At 68.0% G+C, this 14768-nt stretch carries 17 protein-coding genes; 8 read left to right on the top strand and 9 right to left on the bottom strand.

Features of this window, described 5'->3' with window-relative positions:
• Nucleotides 1-63: 63 nt before the first annotated feature.
• Genes ACRWNM_RS25225 through ACRWNM_RS25210 form a run of 4 tightly spaced genes read right to left on the bottom strand, consistent with a single transcriptional unit; the run spans nucleotide 64 to nucleotide 2830 of the window.
• Nucleotides 64-948, bottom strand: a complete 885-nt coding sequence (locus ACRWNM_RS25225; RefSeq protein WP_431970563.1) for an acetoacetate decarboxylase — start codon at nucleotides 946-948, stop codon at nucleotides 64-66.
• Nucleotides 935-1816 carry an alpha/beta fold hydrolase gene (locus ACRWNM_RS25220; RefSeq protein ID WP_431970562.1) on the bottom strand — a complete coding sequence of 294 codons (882 nt, stop codon included), beginning with the start codon at nucleotides 1814-1816 and terminating at the stop codon, nucleotides 935-937. The genes ACRWNM_RS25225 and ACRWNM_RS25220 overlap by 14 nt, the downstream gene beginning before the upstream one ends.
• Before the next feature lie 32 nt (nucleotides 1817-1848).
• Complete coding sequence (locus ACRWNM_RS25215; protein ID WP_431970561.1) at nucleotides 1849-2352, bottom strand: hypothetical protein; 504 nt, start codon at nucleotides 2350-2352, stop codon at nucleotides 1849-1851.
• 7 nt (nucleotides 2353-2359) lie between these two features.
• Complete coding sequence (locus ACRWNM_RS25210; RefSeq protein ID WP_431970560.1) at nucleotides 2360-2830, bottom strand: hypothetical protein; 471 nt, start codon at nucleotides 2828-2830, stop codon at nucleotides 2360-2362.
• A gap of 207 nt (nucleotides 2831-3037) precedes the next feature.
• On the opposite strand from ACRWNM_RS25210, the gene ACRWNM_RS25205 reads away from it, so the two are divergent.
• From ACRWNM_RS25205 to ACRWNM_RS25195, 3 genes are all read left to right on the top strand, one after another.
• Nucleotides 3038-3841, top strand: coding sequence for an IclR family transcriptional regulator (locus ACRWNM_RS25205; RefSeq protein ID WP_431970559.1), 804 nt, complete (start codon nucleotides 3038-3040; stop codon nucleotides 3839-3841).
• Nucleotides 3842-4099: 258 nt separating this feature from the next.
• A complete protein-coding gene (locus ACRWNM_RS25200) occupies nucleotides 4100-4438 on the top strand; it encodes a histone-like nucleoid-structuring protein Lsr2 (RefSeq protein ID WP_431970558.1) in 339 nt (112 codons plus the stop codon).
• A gap of 248 nt (nucleotides 4439-4686) precedes the next feature.
• Nucleotides 4687-5268, top strand: coding sequence for a YdcF family protein (locus ACRWNM_RS25195; RefSeq protein ID WP_431970557.1), 582 nt, complete (start codon nucleotides 4687-4689; stop codon nucleotides 5266-5268).
• Between the two features lie 41 nt (nucleotides 5269-5309).
• Here ACRWNM_RS25195 and ACRWNM_RS25190 read toward each other — a convergent pair whose 3' ends face one another.
• Together ACRWNM_RS25190 and ACRWNM_RS25185 are read right to left on the bottom strand one after the other, a co-directional pair.
• Complete coding sequence (locus tag ACRWNM_RS25190; RefSeq protein ID WP_431970556.1) at nucleotides 5310-5936, bottom strand: TetR family transcriptional regulator; 627 nt, start codon at nucleotides 5934-5936, stop codon at nucleotides 5310-5312.
• A 7-nt stretch (nucleotides 5937-5943) separates the two neighbouring features.
• On the bottom strand, nucleotides 5944-6753 hold the full coding sequence (locus ACRWNM_RS25185; RefSeq protein WP_431970555.1) for an SDR family NAD(P)-dependent oxidoreductase: 810 nt from the start codon (nucleotides 6751-6753) through the stop codon (nucleotides 5944-5946).
• A gap of 66 nt (nucleotides 6754-6819) precedes the next feature.
• Between ACRWNM_RS25185 and ACRWNM_RS25180 the strand changes: the two genes are divergently transcribed.
• The 3 genes from ACRWNM_RS25180 (at nucleotide 6820) to ACRWNM_RS25170 (ending at nucleotide 8929) form a co-directional block, all read left to right on the top strand.
• On the top strand, nucleotides 6820-7653 hold the full coding sequence (locus tag ACRWNM_RS25180; protein ID WP_431970554.1) for a TIGR03619 family F420-dependent LLM class oxidoreductase: 834 nt from the start codon (nucleotides 6820-6822) through the stop codon (nucleotides 7651-7653).
• Complete coding sequence (locus ACRWNM_RS25175; RefSeq protein ID WP_431970553.1) at nucleotides 7653-8129, top strand: nuclear transport factor 2 family protein; 477 nt, start codon at nucleotides 7653-7655, stop codon at nucleotides 8127-8129. Before ACRWNM_RS25180 ends, ACRWNM_RS25175 begins: the two co-directional genes overlap by 1 nt.
• Before the next feature lie 548 nt (nucleotides 8130-8677).
• Entirely contained in the window at nucleotides 8678-8929 is a 252-nt protein-coding gene (locus ACRWNM_RS25170; RefSeq protein WP_431970552.1) for a hypothetical protein, read from the top strand.
• A gap of 212 nt (nucleotides 8930-9141) precedes the next feature.
• Here ACRWNM_RS25170 and ACRWNM_RS25165 read toward each other — a convergent pair whose 3' ends face one another.
• On the bottom strand, nucleotides 9142-10152 hold the full coding sequence (locus ACRWNM_RS25165) for an AraC family transcriptional regulator (RefSeq protein WP_431970551.1): 1011 nt from the start codon (nucleotides 10150-10152) through the stop codon (nucleotides 9142-9144).
• 91 nt (nucleotides 10153-10243) lie between these two features.
• On the opposite strand from ACRWNM_RS25165, the gene ACRWNM_RS25160 reads away from it, so the two are divergent.
• On the top strand, nucleotides 10244-10777 hold the full coding sequence (locus tag ACRWNM_RS25160; protein WP_431970550.1) for a DUF4334 domain-containing protein: 534 nt from the start codon (nucleotides 10244-10246) through the stop codon (nucleotides 10775-10777).
• Nucleotides 10778-11031: 254 nt separating this feature from the next.
• Nucleotides 11032-12264 (top strand): NAD(P)/FAD-dependent oxidoreductase, encoded by a 1233-nt coding sequence (locus ACRWNM_RS25155; RefSeq protein ID WP_431970549.1) that lies wholly within the window; start codon nucleotides 11032-11034, stop codon nucleotides 12262-12264.
• Between the two features lie 24 nt (nucleotides 12265-12288).
• On the opposite strand, the gene ACRWNM_RS25150 is transcribed toward ACRWNM_RS25155, so the two are convergent.
• Together ACRWNM_RS25150 and ACRWNM_RS25145 are read right to left on the bottom strand one after the other, a co-directional pair.
• The gene (locus ACRWNM_RS25150) at nucleotides 12289-13248 is read right to left on the bottom strand and encodes a phosphotriesterase family protein (RefSeq protein WP_431970548.1); all 960 of its coding nucleotides are present in this window, start codon (nucleotides 13246-13248) and stop codon (nucleotides 12289-12291) included.
• Complete coding sequence (locus ACRWNM_RS25145) at nucleotides 13245-14756, bottom strand: AMP-binding protein (RefSeq protein ID WP_431970547.1); 1512 nt, start codon at nucleotides 14754-14756, stop codon at nucleotides 13245-13247. The genes ACRWNM_RS25150 and ACRWNM_RS25145 overlap by 4 nt, the downstream gene beginning before the upstream one ends.
• Nucleotides 14757-14768: the final 12 nt, after the last annotated feature.

Genomic DNA, 14768 nt, shown 5'->3' with positions numbered 1-14768 from the left:
AGGTCCGCACCCGGTGCCGTCGCGTGGCAGTACCGGGTCGCGGTGCGGGTGCGGCGGTGTGTGTCACAGTGCGAGCGGACGCGGAAGATGCAGCACGAGTTGCGCTTCGGTGGTGACTTCCAATCGCAGCGGTCTGCTGAGGCCGAGCCCGGTGAGCAGGTCGCTGAGCGGTCCTGTGCCGCGGTGGAGCCGAACGTTCGAGGGAAGGATCCGCGTGCCGATCGTGAGAGGGTTGGCCTGGGTGGTCGTCTCGTACCACGTTCCGTTCAGGGTGTGGACGAGTTTCGTGGTCGAGACACGGGATTCCGGACGAAGATCTCGGATGGCGGGGAGCTTCGCGCGGACCTCGATATCGGTCCGGCCCCCGGGCCCGGCGACTCGCGCGTACACCTCGCCGGCGACGTTCACGTCGATGTCGGTTCGCCACTTGGGCAGGTTGTAGCCGTCGACCCCGCGCAGGCGCGCGATCTCGGTGTTCACGGGCAGCGCGAGCACGTGGGCATGGTTGACCCGGCGCCGGGCATCGCCGATCACGCCGAGGGCCCCGGCCCGGCGGCGCGGATCGTGCACGACCGCGGCGACTCCCACTTCGTTGTACGGGTCGTTGTCACAGACTTCGTAGCGATAGAGCGCCAGCGCGATCAGTCCGACGCCCGGCAGGATGCGGACGGGTTCGAGCGGTGCCGGAAGGTGAGCTCGCAGCCGCGACAGCGGCGCCGTGAAAAGCAATTGCGCCGAACTCGTGCGGTAGTAGAAATTCGGCGTCCACATCGGACCCAGCGCCGAATCCGCGATTCGCTTCGGTATCCGACGGAAGAAGGTGATGTCTCCGACGGCCGGATCTCGCTGGATCTCGTCGAGATCCGGATTCATCCGGTAGCGGTCGTAATAGCCGTTCTTGACGACGGGAACCTTGCGGTCCCCGATCGTGATCTCAGTGAATTCCATGACCGATTCCGTCGAGTGAGCTGGTGGCTTCCGGGCTGTCGCCGGGTGCGTTGTCGACCGAGTGGAGGAACGACGCCAAGCACGCGGTGACGATGTGCGGTTGCTCGAGGTTGCTGGTGTGCCCGGCGGCGGGAACGACCTGCAAAGCGGATCCATCGATCCGAGCGACGAGGCGCTCGGCGTCGAGGCGGGGGGTGGCGGTGTCGTCGGCGCCGACGATCACCAGGGTCGGCGCCACGATCTCGGCGAGTTCGTCCCCCATCGGGGCGTGGTCGGCGACCGCCAGAATGGCTTTCCTTATTCCGGTTCTGCCGGAACAGGACAGGCGGGCATTCCATTCGTAGACAACGGGTTCGCTGCGCCGGGAGTTGAGGAAATCCGGACCGAACAAGGTCGGCAGCACCTGCTGCTTCAACGGTGCGGCGCCGAGGAGCTGGTAGATCCACGCGAACAGCGTGTACTTCCGTGCGACATCACGCGGCTCACCGTCCGCGGTGGTGTCCAGAACCGTCAGCGATCGCAAGAGCTCACCCCGGCGTGCGGCGAGCCGCAGACCGACGAACCCGCCCATCGACAGACCGACGAAGTGCACCGGCGCGAGATCCAGTTCCCGAATCAACGCTTCGACATCGTCGCAGAGCGTGTCCATGTCGTACCCGCCCGCCGTGGCGGGGGTTTCGCCTTGGCCGCGCCAATCCACGGTGACGCACCGGTATCGGTGCCGCAGGACATCGATCTGCGGCCGAAACATCCAGCCCCCGAACAACAATCCGTGACCGAACAGGATCGTCGGGGCATCGGGCAGGCCCGGTGGAGTTCCGGTATCGATATAGGCCAGCGATACGCCATTGGCGTGCAGCAGCGGCATGGACAGCTTCCTTTCGAACTGGAGATTTCGGTCTAGGGGACCGGGGTCTGACGTTGCCCCGAGGTGAAGAGCCCCGCGAGAGACAGAGCGACGGCGCACAAGGTCGGGGTCGACACGACCTCGAACCGAGGAGGGGGATAGGACGTGGCCACGGGACCCGAGTGGTGAGCCGCGTGGTCCGCGCCCGACCCGTTGTTCGCCGGTGCGCCCATGGCGGCGTCCATGAACGCGGGATCGGTGAGGTAGGCGTAGACGACGTAGCACACGCCGGTCGTGAGCAGCAGGCTCACGGCGGTGATCGCCGAAATGGCCCACACCCGGGGGAGGCGTCCGAGCGCCGATCTCGCGATCACCGCGGTGAGCGCTCCGGGTGCGAAACCCCACCCGAGCATGAACCACACCGCCGCCAACGCTTTCACCGCGGCGCCCTGGGCCATTCCCAGAAGCGCACCGTGCCAAGCGATCAGCGTCAGTGCGGCGGCAATGACGGCCGCGGAGACCGTGATTCGGAAATCGCCGGTGGCGGCGCCCGTCATCGCGGACTCAGACTCTCGCGAAGTCGAGCAGCCGCGCGCCGCGCCGGGAATTGAGCAGGTAGCCGCCGAGCAATCCACCCGCCAGCGCCGAGGCGTAGCCCTTCACCAGGAACAGTTCGGGCATGTCGATCGATCCCCAATAGTTCAGTCCGACATTGTGATCCAGCGACCAGCACAGGGTCTGACACACGCTCAATGCCAGCGCGCCGCATGCCGCGGTGAGCGCGAACCCCGCGGGACTGCCGGGGCGTCGCCCGGCGGTGACGAGGTAGGTGAGTCCGCCGACCGCCGCCCCCATGCCGATGCCGCACAGGCCGAGCGTCCAGACCACCCGCCACACCAGCGTGCCGTGATCGGGAAACAGGATCAGGCCGAGGAGGAGGAAGTTGAATTCTCCGAAGAAGCTCAGCGCGATGAACACCTTGATCGTGCGGGTGGCGCGGTCGTCGTACGAGCCGTCGGATACGGGTGTGCCCACCGGCGTTCCTCCTCGGTATTGGGCGAAAAGTTCATTGAATGGACTTTCTGAAGTCCAGTTTGTGCGCGGTCAGACCGGTGACGGCGGCCCGTATTCGCGCCGAAGACATCATCAAACGGAATTGACCAATCTGTCAACCACTGGTTTATGGCATAGGGCATATTTGTGAAAATAGTCCGTTGAATGGACTTTTGCTAAGGTCATAGCGTGGTGCAGAGCGAGGAATCGGAGGAGTCCGGCGGCGACACGTCGCGGACGAGCGTGCTGAACCGGGTCGCGACGATCCTGGAGGCGGTCGCACTCCACGGATCGTGGGGAGCCCGTTTGATCGACGTGACCCAGGCGACCGGCCTGTCGCGACCCACCGTGCACAGGCTTCTGCAGGAACTGATCGAGATCGGATACGTCGAGCAGCGTGCGAAGAAATACAGCCTGGGCCCCGCCCTCTACGCGCTCGGGCTGAGCGCCCCGTCGCCCATCGGCGACTACGGCGGCATCGAACGATGCGCGCAGCGACTAGCCGACAGCACCGGCGACACGGTCTACATCGCCATTCGCCAGCTGGGTGGACTGCACTACCTGATTCGCGCCGAAGGTTCGTACCCGATTCGCGCCCGAGTCGTCGAAGTGGGCGAGACGGTGCCGCTCGGCGTCACCTATGCCGGGATCGCGCTGCTGGCCTGGCACGCCCCCGACGAGGTCGAAGCGCAGTTGCGCGCCAACGAACCCCGCCGCGAGAGACTGGGATTCGACGTGTCGAACTTCTCCGCGCGCCTCTCCTCGGTGCGGAGGCAGATCGCCGGCGTCCGGGAACACGGGTGGTGCTTCGACACCGACACCGTGCTACCCGGAGTGACGGGGATGGCGGCGCCGGTACCGTCCCGGACGCGCCAGCCCTACATGGCGGTCACCATCTCCGCCGTGAACGACCGGCTCCCTCCCGACCGAGTCCGCGCACTACGAGGACCGTTGCTCGCCGCGGCGCGGGAGATGACCGGCTTCATCGCGTAGATCGCCTGCGGCGCCGCCTGTTTCCGGGAACGTCGCTCGCCCCCGCGTCGAACGGAGTGTGCCGACTGCTGTGTCCGGCAGAGGACCTCGGAAGTTCCGGAGCGGACATCGATTCCGCGTTCGGACCGAACGCGCGTACCATCCTGCGTCTGGACGGAGAGTCCCAGAACAGAGATGGTTTCGAGCTGTCTGGATCGCGTCGCTCTCCGGTTCTGCAGGGGTCGGTCGGTCGATTCGATGAGTTGGGAGTGGATGTCGATGGCACGCAGAGTGGTTGTCACAGTGATCGATGATTTCGACGGACGTTCACCCGCGGTGGAAACGGTGACGTTCGCTGTCGATGGAGTCGGCTACGAGATCGACTTGTCCGAGGAGAACGCGGCTCGCTTGCGGGAAGTGTTCGGCGAGTGGATTCCGTTCGGTCGTCAAGTCGGCAAAGTGGGACGTCGGCGCAGCGCCACCATCGTGCCGACGAATACGCGCGGACCCGAGGCGGGCGTGGTTCGTCAGTGGGCGCGGGCGAACGGTCTCGCGGTGCCCAGTCGCGGACGGGTGCCGTCCGATCTCGTTGCGGCGTACGAGAAGGCCGCTTCGTAACCGGCGAGTCCCGAAGGGTGTGCGGTCGGGCGGGGGCCGGCGGTCCGGTCGGCCCTTGGCTCAGGTTCCAGCACGGTGCTCCAGCCACCTCGGTGGCCTTCCGAGACGCGGTCAGCGCGTCATTCCGGACGCACAAGGCTCTGAACTGGGAATTCGCAACCTGAACCACGCGGGCGCGGATGGCGCTGGTTGGCGCATCCTGAGCGAGAGCGCTGATCTCTCTTGACGCGTGTGCTTGGCTGGAAGTCGTGGGGAAACGGACCTGGCTGACGACCACCGCCGGTCTCGCGCTGCTGATGCTGTGGGGCGAGTGGGCGAACTGGCGTGCTTCCCGCAGGCTCGTCGGGTCCGTGCCCGGCACCTCCGAAGCCGTCGTGGTCCTCGGGTATCGCAACCCGGGCGCGCGCGCCAACGCCATGAACCGGTGGCGCGTTCGTGCGGGCCTGCGATCCATCGACCCGGCGGCGGTCGAGAGTCGGCTCGTGCTGTGCGGGGGCGCGTGCGCGGGGCCACGCACCGAGGCGTCGCTGATGGCCGAGTACGCCACGCGGACCCGTGGGTACCGCGGTGAGCTCGTCCTGGAGGATCTGAGCCGGACCACTTGGGAGAATGTCGCTTTCGCGATTCCGTACCTGAACGACGTCGATCGGATCAAGATCGTCTCGTTGCCGTCCCATGCCGCGAAGGCTCGGCACTATCTCGCGCAGCAGTCGCCCCACCTGGCGTCCCGCCTGGTCAGGGGAGCGGAGTACCGGTTCGGCGACTGGATGCCGCTGAAACCTCTCTTCGCCCTCTACGGTCTGCTGAAAGCCGTTCGCGACCGTCCGTGACGCGCGGCGTCGTCCGGCCCGCCGCCGACTGTCACGCTGAGCTACTGGTCACCGCCTCCGACGCCGTCGATTGTGCGGGCCCGCCGTTGCCACGGCGCGAGCAGGAGTTCGCAGGCGCGTTGGACGTCGTCGACGGCCTGCTCCGGGGTGATCTCCCCGGCGGTGGCCCAGGTGAGAACTCCGTAGACGGCCTGTTCGACGAGTCGGGCCAGCCGCCGGTCCTCGGCCGTGGCGCGTTGCAGGGCGGCGATGTCGAGGATGCGCTGGTCGATCGCGAACGGCGGGTTGAGCCCGTATTCGTTGCGCACCACGTTGATCGAGACGATCATGGCGCGGGCCAGCGGGACGCTGGTGAGCATGCGCCGCACGGCGGTTCCCATGGCCTCGGCCACGGCGGTGGTCGCGGTGGTGGCCGAGCTCCCGGGGATCGGCATTCGCTCGACTCGGTCGGCGAGTAGCGCGGCGTAGAGGTGGTGCTTGGAGGGGAAGTAGCGGTACAGCGTCCCTACGGCGACGCCTGCGCGGGCGGCGATATCGCTGATCTGGACCTGCTCCAGCCCGTGGCGGGCGCCGAGTTCGGCTGCGGCGCGCAGCATTCGGTGGCACCGCTCACGCTGGCTCGGGGTGCGTGGCTCGGCGAGCTTGCGCATGTCGTGGGTACGGGGCACCGGACGATCATGATCCATCGTCGGCCGTGGCGCCGATGAGCCGTTGCATGGCCCGGTGAGCGCCGAGCACGGCCCGCGCGCGGTCGGCGTCGTTGCGCGCGGTGACCAGGCGCTCGTTGCCGCTGACGATGTGCACCGGTCCGTGCGGCAGCGCCCGCAAGCCCTCGACGGCGACCTGATCGGGCTCGGCGACCGGCAGTCCGGGCACGTCGAAATTCAGCCCGGCTCGCCGCATCGCCGGTGTGCGGGTGACGCCGAGGACGAGCTCGAGGACGTCGACGCCGTGCTCGCGAAGTTCCAGCCACAAGCCCTCGGCGAAGATGCGGCCGAATGCTTTGACGCCGCCGTACACGGTGTGCTGACTCGAGCCGAGATAGCCTGCCATCGAGCCGACCAGGATCACTCCGCCACGCCCCCGCGCCACCATGCCGGGCGTCAAGCGGTGCACCAGCCCGAGCGGGGTGGTCACGTTCAGGTCGATGACCCGGTCGAATGCGGCCAGGTCGCCGTCGAGGAACCGCGCGCTGTGGGTGTTGGCGCCCGCGTTGTACACGAGCAAGCCGATGTCGAGGTCGTCGACCGCGCCCGCGACGAGTGCGGCCGCACCACGGTCCGCGAGGTCGACGGCGAGTGTCCGAACTTCGACACCCGAAGCCCGGCAGGCCTCGGCCGTCTCGCGCAGCGGATCGGCGCGCCGGGCGACGAGAACGAGGTTGATGCCCGCGGCGGCGAGGTGGTGCGCGAACGAGGCGCCGACACCCTCGGAACCCCCGGCGATCAGGGCCCACGGCCCGTATCGAGCGAGCGAGTCGTCCACGGAATGACCTCCACAATTAGAATTCATTCTAGTAATCGGAGTGGACTGTAGCGTATAACTGCTGCCATGCGCATCGGCTTGTCGGCTCCAGTGGTCACCGCGGTCCCGGGAACGGCCGCGGCCTGGGAGGCCGTGGCGGGTCCGGACGAACTCGGTCGGGTGGCGTCCTGCGCGGACGAGCTCGGTTTCGACTACATCACCTGCTCCGAGCACGTGGCCGTGCCGATCGACGCCGCGGCGACGCGCGGCGGCACCTACTGGGATCCGTTGGCCACGTTGTCGTTTCTGGCCGCACGCTCACGCAGGATCCGCCTGGTCACCTCGGTCCTCGTCCTGCCGTATCACCGCCCGCTGGAGATCGCGAAGCGGTACGGCACCCTCGACCGGCTCAGCGGCGGGCGCGTCGTGCTCGGCGTGGGTGTCGGTTCGTTGCGTGAAGAGTTCGAACTCCTGGGAGCGCCGTGGGAGGACCGAGGCGCGGTCACCGACGCGCGGATGCGCGAATTGCGTTCGGTCTGGGGCCGTCCCGAGGTGTCGGGCATGGTCGTGTCGCCGTCGGCGACAAGGGATCACGTACCGCTCTGGGTCGGCGGCCGGACGCCGCGGTCGTTGCGCCGCGCGGTCGAACTGGGCGACGGCTGGATGCCGTTCGGCCTGAGCTCCGAGCGCATCGAGACCATGCTCGGTCGCGTCGAGTTACCCGCGGGATTCGACGTCGTGCTCGGCACCGGCCGCCCGCTCGACCCGCTGAGCGATCCCCGCGCTGCCGGGCGGACGCTCCAGCGCCTTCGCGACGCCGGAGCGACCGCCGTGACCTGCACCGTCCAGGCGACGTCCGCCGCGAACTACTGCGAGCAACTGGAAGCGTTGCGCGCCCTCACCGAAAGGATCGACCACTGATGACACCCGTGCCCACTGTCCCGGCGGAATGGGAGCGACGCCTCCGACGAGTCGAAGACGAACTGGCGATCGGCAAACTCGTCGCCCGCTACGGTCCCGCGGTCGACGCCGCCGACGCCGACGCGGCGGCGGAGTTGTGGACCGAAGACGGAACCTACGACGTCGAAAGCTGGTCCATGAACGGCCGCGACGAGGTGCACGCGATGGTCTGCTCCGCCGAACACCGCGGACTCGTCGAGCGGGGCTGCACCCATTTCCTCGGCCCGGTGGCGACCGTCATCGAGGGCGACCGCGCCACGGCGGTGTGCGAGTCGCTACTGGTCGTGCACCGCGACGGCCGCTTCGTCGTCGCCCGCGCCGGAGCCAACCGATTCGAGCTGACCCGCACCGCCGACGGATGGAAGATCCTGCGTCGCGTCACGCGTGCCCTCGACGGCACTCCCGAGAGCCGTGAGCTGCTCGCGTTGAACCGATGAGCGGCCCAGGTCGATTCGGCGATGCGGCAGTTCCACTCGCACCGCCGAACCCGTAGCGGGCGACAAGGAGCCGCCGACGTCGCGCTGACCATGGACCCGGCGTGGGCGGAGAGGACGGTCCCGAATCCGGTGTCTCCCAATCCAAGGCGAACCTGCGCGTAGAGCACGAACGTGGCGAAGGCCGCGCACAACGGAATCTGCACAACTCCCCGGCGCCGATGGGCGCAGTTCTGTCACGTGCGAGCATCCGTCCGATATTCGCTGACGCGGCGAATCGCTGTCGGACGCATCGGTTCGCAGGTCGGCCCATCAGATCGGGGACCGGGCAACACAATCCGGCGAACACCGAGTTCGACGCGTACGCTACCGTCGGGGTCGCCGAGCCGGGCATGGAATGACGACGTCAGGACAGGATCGACTCCCGTGGTCGACAGCGCTGCCGGAGACCCCGCTCGGCGATCGAAGACGAAGGGTGTGACGCAGCACGACGCGGGTACGGCCAAGGTGATGGCGGACCGCGGCGCGGCAGCGCGAGTGGGTGAGTGATCATGAAGACGAAATCGGCGGAGACGGTGAAATGCCGAGGGTGCGAGTGCTGGTGGCCCTTGAGCGCGCACAACGTGTGCCACTGCTCCCAATGCCATCAGACATTCACGGGCGAAAAAGCGGCGAATCTACATCTGGTCGTGGACTACCGACACAAACCACACGTCGTCTGCCGCACACCGCAAAGCGTCGGCCTCGTCGACGCCGCCCGCGACTACCCCTGCTGGGGCTTGCCGGAGAAGGCCCTCGCGTGAGCGTTCTCCGGCCCGGACGCTGGTTGCTGTCCATGATCATCGAAAACAGCCGCGCCCGTTGAGCGCGTTGACCTGCGTGGTCAGCCGTTACGCTCCCGCCGTGATGATCGCGGCGGGAGCTACCGCCCGAACCCCCGTCATCGAGAATCAATTGGGCCGCTGACGTATGGGCGGCGGGCAACACCACGGGACGCAGCGTAATCGTCAGGGCGTCAGCGGGCTGCGCGGGCGAAGCGACCGGGTGTGACGCCCGTCCAACGGGTGAAGGCGTGGGTGAAGCTGGAGGCGTCGGAGTAGCCGAGGCGGCCGGCGACGTCTTCGACGGTGGCGCCGATGGACAACAGCTCCTCGGCCAGCATCTGGCGGGTCTCGGCGACGAGTTCACGGTAGGAGGTGCCTTCGTCGGTGAGTCGGCGCCGCAGCGTGCGGGTGCTCATGCGCAGTTCGGCGGCGACCTCGTCCAGGCCCGAGGCGACACCGAGGGTGAGCAAGGCCTCCCGGACCTGGGCCGCGAGTCCCTGCCGCTTGCGGCGCTGCTGCATGATCTCGGCGGCTTGCCGCTCGGCGAAGGCGGCGGTGTACGGGTTCGCCTGAGGGAGGGGCAGATCGAGTAGATCCTGGGCCATGACGACCTTCGTCACCGGAGCGTCGAATTCCGGCTCCATGCCGAGCAGTGCGCCGAACTGGTCGGCGTACGGCGGTGGGGGACAGGCCAGCTCGACGCGGGTGGGCGTCACGGTACCGCCGAACACCTCCTTGGCGATCGCGGCCATCTCGGCGATGTCGCGTTCGAGCAGGAATGTGCGCACCCCGGCGGGGACGGCGGAGTCGTCGATGGTGGCGACCCCGTCGCCAGCGTGCACCTCGAAGCGCCAGCGGGCGAAGGAATAGCCGATATCGATGTGGTCGACGCCGATCCGCCAGGCATGCCGCACCGTGGGGCTGCTGATCACCGCGAAGGCCCAGATGCCGTGGACGAACAGGGGGTAGCGGCGGCCCGCCTCCAAACCGAGCGCGGGAACGTGCCCGATCGCGGTGACCAGGTTGTGAACCAGTCGAAGCTCTTGGCGCGCAAGGATTTCCGATTCCGGATCGGGCAGCGCGGCCGGGGCGATGCCCGTGCCGTCCAGGCACTGCTCGACGGGCATGCCGTGCTCCATGGCGAGTTCGACCAGAATCGCCGCGCTGGCGATCGAGCGCGGCATGTTGAGCCGGGTGGTCATCTGCCAACTGTCGAGAGCGTGGCCGGAAAAGTCAAGTTCTGGCCGTCGACCTCATGGCATGGACACGTCCGGCCTTCTAGCGTGAGAGCACATGACAACCACCGACCAACTCGCCGCCTTCGAACCCGCGTGCACCCGAGAGGCGGCATTGGCGCTGTTCGACGGACTTCCCCCGGTGCGTGCCACCGACCTCACCGGCCGATGGCACGGCAGGGAACTGGCGACGGGCCACCGCATGGACGGCCTCCTGGAAGCGTCGGGGTGGTACGGCAAGCAATTCGACGGCGTCGAGCGCGTCCACCCGCTCCTGTTCGTCGATGCTTCCGGCGAGATCTTCGCCGTCGACCCGAAGCTGGTGCCGCTCGGCGTCGCCCACCGGGTGTCCGCTTCGGTCGTCGGCCGAGGCCGGAGGCTGCTCGGCGCCGTGAAGCCCGCGGTGCGCACCAGGAAGTACCGGGCGCGCTTGCGTGAAATCGAGCATCGAGGCGTCGTGACGGCGGCAATGATCTACGACCATCTCCCGATCATCGACGTCTTCCGGCGCGTCGACGACGACACCGTACTGGGCCTCATGGACTTCCGCGACCGCCCGGAGCCGTACTTCTTCATCCTGTCCCGAGACTGACCGGGCGTTCGGCTCGAGAAATCACCATCGCAACGTTCGGCCGGCGATGGATGCGGGCTTCGGCGATCGCGATCTGCCCGGCATGTTCGACCAGGTCCGGTCCGCGCCGGTGCGATGATGCTGGAAGCCGACCGCTGTACCGCTGATCGCACCCTGCTGTCCGGTCTATTGGAAGGAAAGCCCTTGCCTCTCGACCTCTCGCCGGACGGCCACCGATCGCGTGGCGGGCGCGCCGCCGGGGAACCGGAGCGCGCGTGAACACGCCGCGCACCGCACTGGTCGTTGGCGCCGGGATCGCCGGGCTCAGCGCCGCCTATCACCTGGCGCGGCGCGGCGTCGACGTCACCGTCGTGGAAGCCGAGCACGTCGGCGCCGGTGCTTCACACGGCAACGCCGGTTGGGTCGACCCCGTCCAGACCGGACCGCTGCCCGAACCAGGACTGCTGCGGGATGGGTTGCGGCACATACGCTCTGCCGATTCGGCCACTCATGTCGCGTTGCGGGACTACCCGCGCCTCATGCCATGGCTGGTGTCTTTCGCGCGGCACTCCACCGCCCGCCGCTACCGTGACGGCACCCTGGCGTTGGCCGAGCTCGGCACCCGCTGTTTCCCGCTGCTGGATCAGCTCGCCGCCGACGGCGTCGAATTCACCCGCAGCGACGCCGGTTTGCTGGCCGTGGCGCGCGATATCCGCACCGTCGAGGCGTTCACCCACACCCTCGAACCGTTCCGCACCGCCGGATTCGCGATATCCCGGACCGTATTGGACGCCCACGCGCTGCGCGCGCTGGAACCCGCGCTGTCGGCGCAGGTGCGCTCCGGCGTGGAACTGCGCGATCACGTGCAGATCGACCCGGGCGCCTTCCTCACCGCGCTGGCCGCCTACCTGCGAACACAGGGAGTGCGCATCGAGGAAGACAGCCTCGTCGCCGGGTTGGCCGAGCCCGGCCCACGGGCCGGAGTCGAGATGCGCGACGGCCGCCGCTACGCCGATGTGGTGATCGTCGCGACCGGTGCGAGCACCGCGCTGATCGGCAAGCGATTCCCGCTGATCGGCGGGCGCGGCTACAGCTTCGATGTTCCCGTCGCCACCGCGGTGCGGCGGTCCATCCTGCTGCTCGACGCGCACATCGCGTGTTCGCCGATCGGTGGCCGCCTGCGCATCGCATCGGGCATGGACTTCGGCGCTTCGGCGCGGCTGAGCGCCGAGCGTCTGGCGCCGATCGCGCGCAACGCGGCGGTCATGCTCGACGGCATCGATTGGACCGATCGGCAGCGCCTTTGGAGCGGGCGGCGACCGTTGACACCCGACGGGCTGCCGATCATCGACCGCCTGCCCGGCCACCCCGACACCTACCTCCTCACGGGACTGTCCATGCTCGGCATGACCCTGGCCTCGCCCGCCGCCGAAGCGCTGACCGGCTACATCCTCGACGGCGCCTGTCCGCCGGTGCTCACACCGTTTCGCGCCGACCGGTTCCGCTGACGCAGGCATCCGGTACCCGAGGACTCATTTCTCGAAGTAGCGACGCGGATTGCGGACCAGGATCGCGTCGATGTCGTCGTCGGTGAGTCCCTTCGCCAGCAGCGCGGGGATGACGTCCTCGCTGATGTGGCGGTAGTTCCACTTGGGTGCCATCTGGGTCTTGGCCTCGTGCGGGAACCAGTCGATGAAGCAGGCCGCGTCGTGCGCGATGGCGATCTTGTCGCGGTAGCCGCGGCGCACCAGCGCCGCGATCGTGTTCACCCGGTCCTCGAAGGGGAGCAGGACATCGACGCCGAAGCGGTCCATGCCGAGCAACGAACCGGCGTCGGCCAATTCGGACAGGTACTCGAGATCGGTGGAGTCACCGGAGTGCCCGATCACCACGCGGCTCAGATCCACGCCCTCCTCGGCGAGCACCTGTTGCGCAACGAGACCGGATCGGGTGTGCGGGTTGGTATGCACGGTCACGGGAGCCCCGGTGCGCACCGCGGCCTGCCCTACCGCGCGCATCACCCGTTCCACGCCGGGAGTCAGACCGGGTTCTTCGATGGCGCACTTGAGGAATCCGGCGCGGACGCCGGTGTCCGCGATGCCTTCCGTCAGATCCCGGACGAACAGGTCGACCATCGGCTCCGGTTGGTCGAATGTCAAACCCGGTCCGCTGTAATGGAATTGGAAGGGTACGTCGTTGTACGTGTACACGCCCGTGGCGACGACGATCTGCAATCGCGTCCGGGCCGCGATCCGCTGGATGCGCGGAATGTAGCGGCCGAGCCCGAGCACCGTCGGGTCGAGGATGGTGTCGATGCCGAGCGAATGGAGCTCCTCCAACTGGCGGACGGCGTCGTCGATGCGCGCGTCCTCGTCCCAGTCGCCGTAGTTCTGCTGGAACTCCGTGCCGAGCACGAAGACGTGCTCGTGGACGAGCACGCGGCCGAGCTCGCTCGAGTCGATCGTTCCGGTCACGGTGGGTACTTGTGTCATCCGGCGACCTTGTCCGTCGCGGCGGTGAACACGGTGGGGTCGAGCGCGCGTTTGAGGATCTTGCCGGTGGCGCCCTTGGGCAGCTGGTCGACGAAGGCGAAGCGGTGCGGGACCTTGTAGGCGGACAGGCGTTCCTTCGCCCAGGCCCGCAGCTCTTGCGGATCGAGACGCGCCCCGGGCGCGGCGGCCACGACAGCACCCACCTCCTCGCCGTAGTGGTCGTCCGGAATGCCGATGACCGCCACTTCCACGATGTCCGGATGCTCGTAGAGCACCTCTTCGACTTCCCGCGGATAGACGTTGTATCCACCGCGAATGATGAGGTCCTTGGCGCGGTCGACGATATAGACGTAACCGTCGGCATCGACGCGTCCCAGGTCGCCGGTCTTCAGCCATCCTCCGGACAGTTCGGCGGCGGTGGCATCGGGGCGGTTCCAATACCCCTTCATGACGCTGGGTCCGCGGAGGAAGAGCTCGCCGACGGCGTCCGCGGGCAGGACGTCGCCCTCCGGATCGCGAACTTCGATCGAGGTCCCCGGCAACGCGACCCCCACCGATCCGACCCGCCGCTCACGATCCAGCGCGTTGTAGGTCGCGGCGCCACTGGATTCGGTGAGTCCGTAACCCTCCAGAATGGTGCAGCCGAACCGATCCGAGAAGGCGCGGATGACCTCGGCGGGAAGCGACGCCCCGCCGGAGGCGGCCAGTCGCAGGCTGGCGAAGTCGTCCGGGCCGTAGTCACCGGCGGTGTGCAGCATGGCGTTCCACATCGTCGGCACGCCGGAGACCACGGTGAGGCGGTGGTCTCTGATCATCTCGATCATCGCCTGCGGCTGGAACGGTGACACCATCGAGAACGAGCATCCCGCGTGCAGCGCCGTGATCAGGCACACCGCTTGGCCGTATACGTGGAACAGCGGCAATCCGGTGCCGAACCGTTCCTCCGGTGTGAGCTGCAGCTGGCCGATGAAGATCCGCGCGGTCTCGATCAGATTCGAGACGGTGAGCTCGACGCCTTTCGGCTTGCCCGTGGTGCCCGAGGTGTACAGCAGGATCGCGGTGTCGTCGGGGTTGCGCCGGACCGGTTCGGCGACCACCCGCGTCGGCTCGGTGTACGCGCCGGGTTCGAGCACGAGCAGCGGAATGTCGCGCTCGGCCGCCGCCTGCCGCGCTGCGGCCTGCGCCGCGTGCCAGGCGATGGCGAGGCGGGCGCCGGAATCGTCCAGCACATAGCCGATTTCGGGCGCGGTGGCCATGGTGTTCACCGGAATGGCGACGGCCCCCACGAGATGGGCCCCGAGGTAGGCGACGACGAACTCCGGGACGGTCGGCGCGACGAGCAGCACGCGGTCGCCCGCTGCCACACCGGAATCGGTGAGAAGGCCACCGAAGGCGGCGCTGCGATGTGCGAGGTCGAGATAGGTGATGCGCTCGTCCCCGATGCGCAGCGCGATGGCGTCGGGGCGCTCGGAGGCGTGCTGCCAGAAACGGTCGGCGACATTGGTCATGGCACATCCAGA

The organism is Nocardia sp. bgisy134, assembly GCF_965341865.1.
Lineage (GTDB): Bacteria > Actinomycetota > Actinomycetes > Mycobacteriales > Mycobacteriaceae > Nocardia.
This window is presented reverse-complemented; position numbering and strand designations above follow the sequence as displayed.

Coding starts and splice junctions, on each gene's coding strand:
- ACRWNM_RS25220 (WP_431970562.1), bottom strand. CDS start 1,816: ATGCCGCTGCTGCACGCCAATGGCGTATCGCTGGCCTATATCGATACC.
- ACRWNM_RS25215 (WP_431970561.1), bottom strand. CDS start 2,352: ATGACGGGCGCCGCCACCGGCGATTTCCGAATCACGGTCTCCGCGGCC.
- ACRWNM_RS25165 (WP_431970551.1), bottom strand. CDS start 10,152: ATGACCACCCGGCTCAACATGCCGCGCTCGATCGCCAGCGCGGCGATT.
- ACRWNM_RS25175 (WP_431970553.1), top strand. CDS start 7,653: ATGACACCCGTGCCCACTGTCCCGGCGGAATGGGAGCGACGCCTCCGA.
- ACRWNM_RS25160 (WP_431970550.1), top strand. CDS start 10,244: ATGACAACCACCGACCAACTCGCCGCCTTCGAACCCGCGTGCACCCGA.
- ACRWNM_RS25225 (WP_431970563.1), bottom strand. CDS start 948: ATGGAATTCACTGAGATCACGATCGGGGACCGCAAGGTTCCCGTCGTC.
- ACRWNM_RS25200 (WP_431970558.1), top strand. CDS start 4,100: ATGGCACGCAGAGTGGTTGTCACAGTGATCGATGATTTCGACGGACGT.
- ACRWNM_RS25180 (WP_431970554.1), top strand. CDS start 6,820: ATGCGCATCGGCTTGTCGGCTCCAGTGGTCACCGCGGTCCCGGGAACG.
- ACRWNM_RS25145 (WP_431970547.1), bottom strand. CDS start 14,756: ATGACCAATGTCGCCGACCGTTTCTGGCAGCACGCCTCCGAGCGCCCC.
- ACRWNM_RS25170 (WP_431970552.1), top strand. CDS start 8,678: ATGAAGACGAAATCGGCGGAGACGGTGAAATGCCGAGGGTGCGAGTGC.
- ACRWNM_RS25150 (WP_431970548.1), bottom strand. CDS start 13,248: ATGACACAAGTACCCACCGTGACCGGAACGATCGACTCGAGCGAGCTC.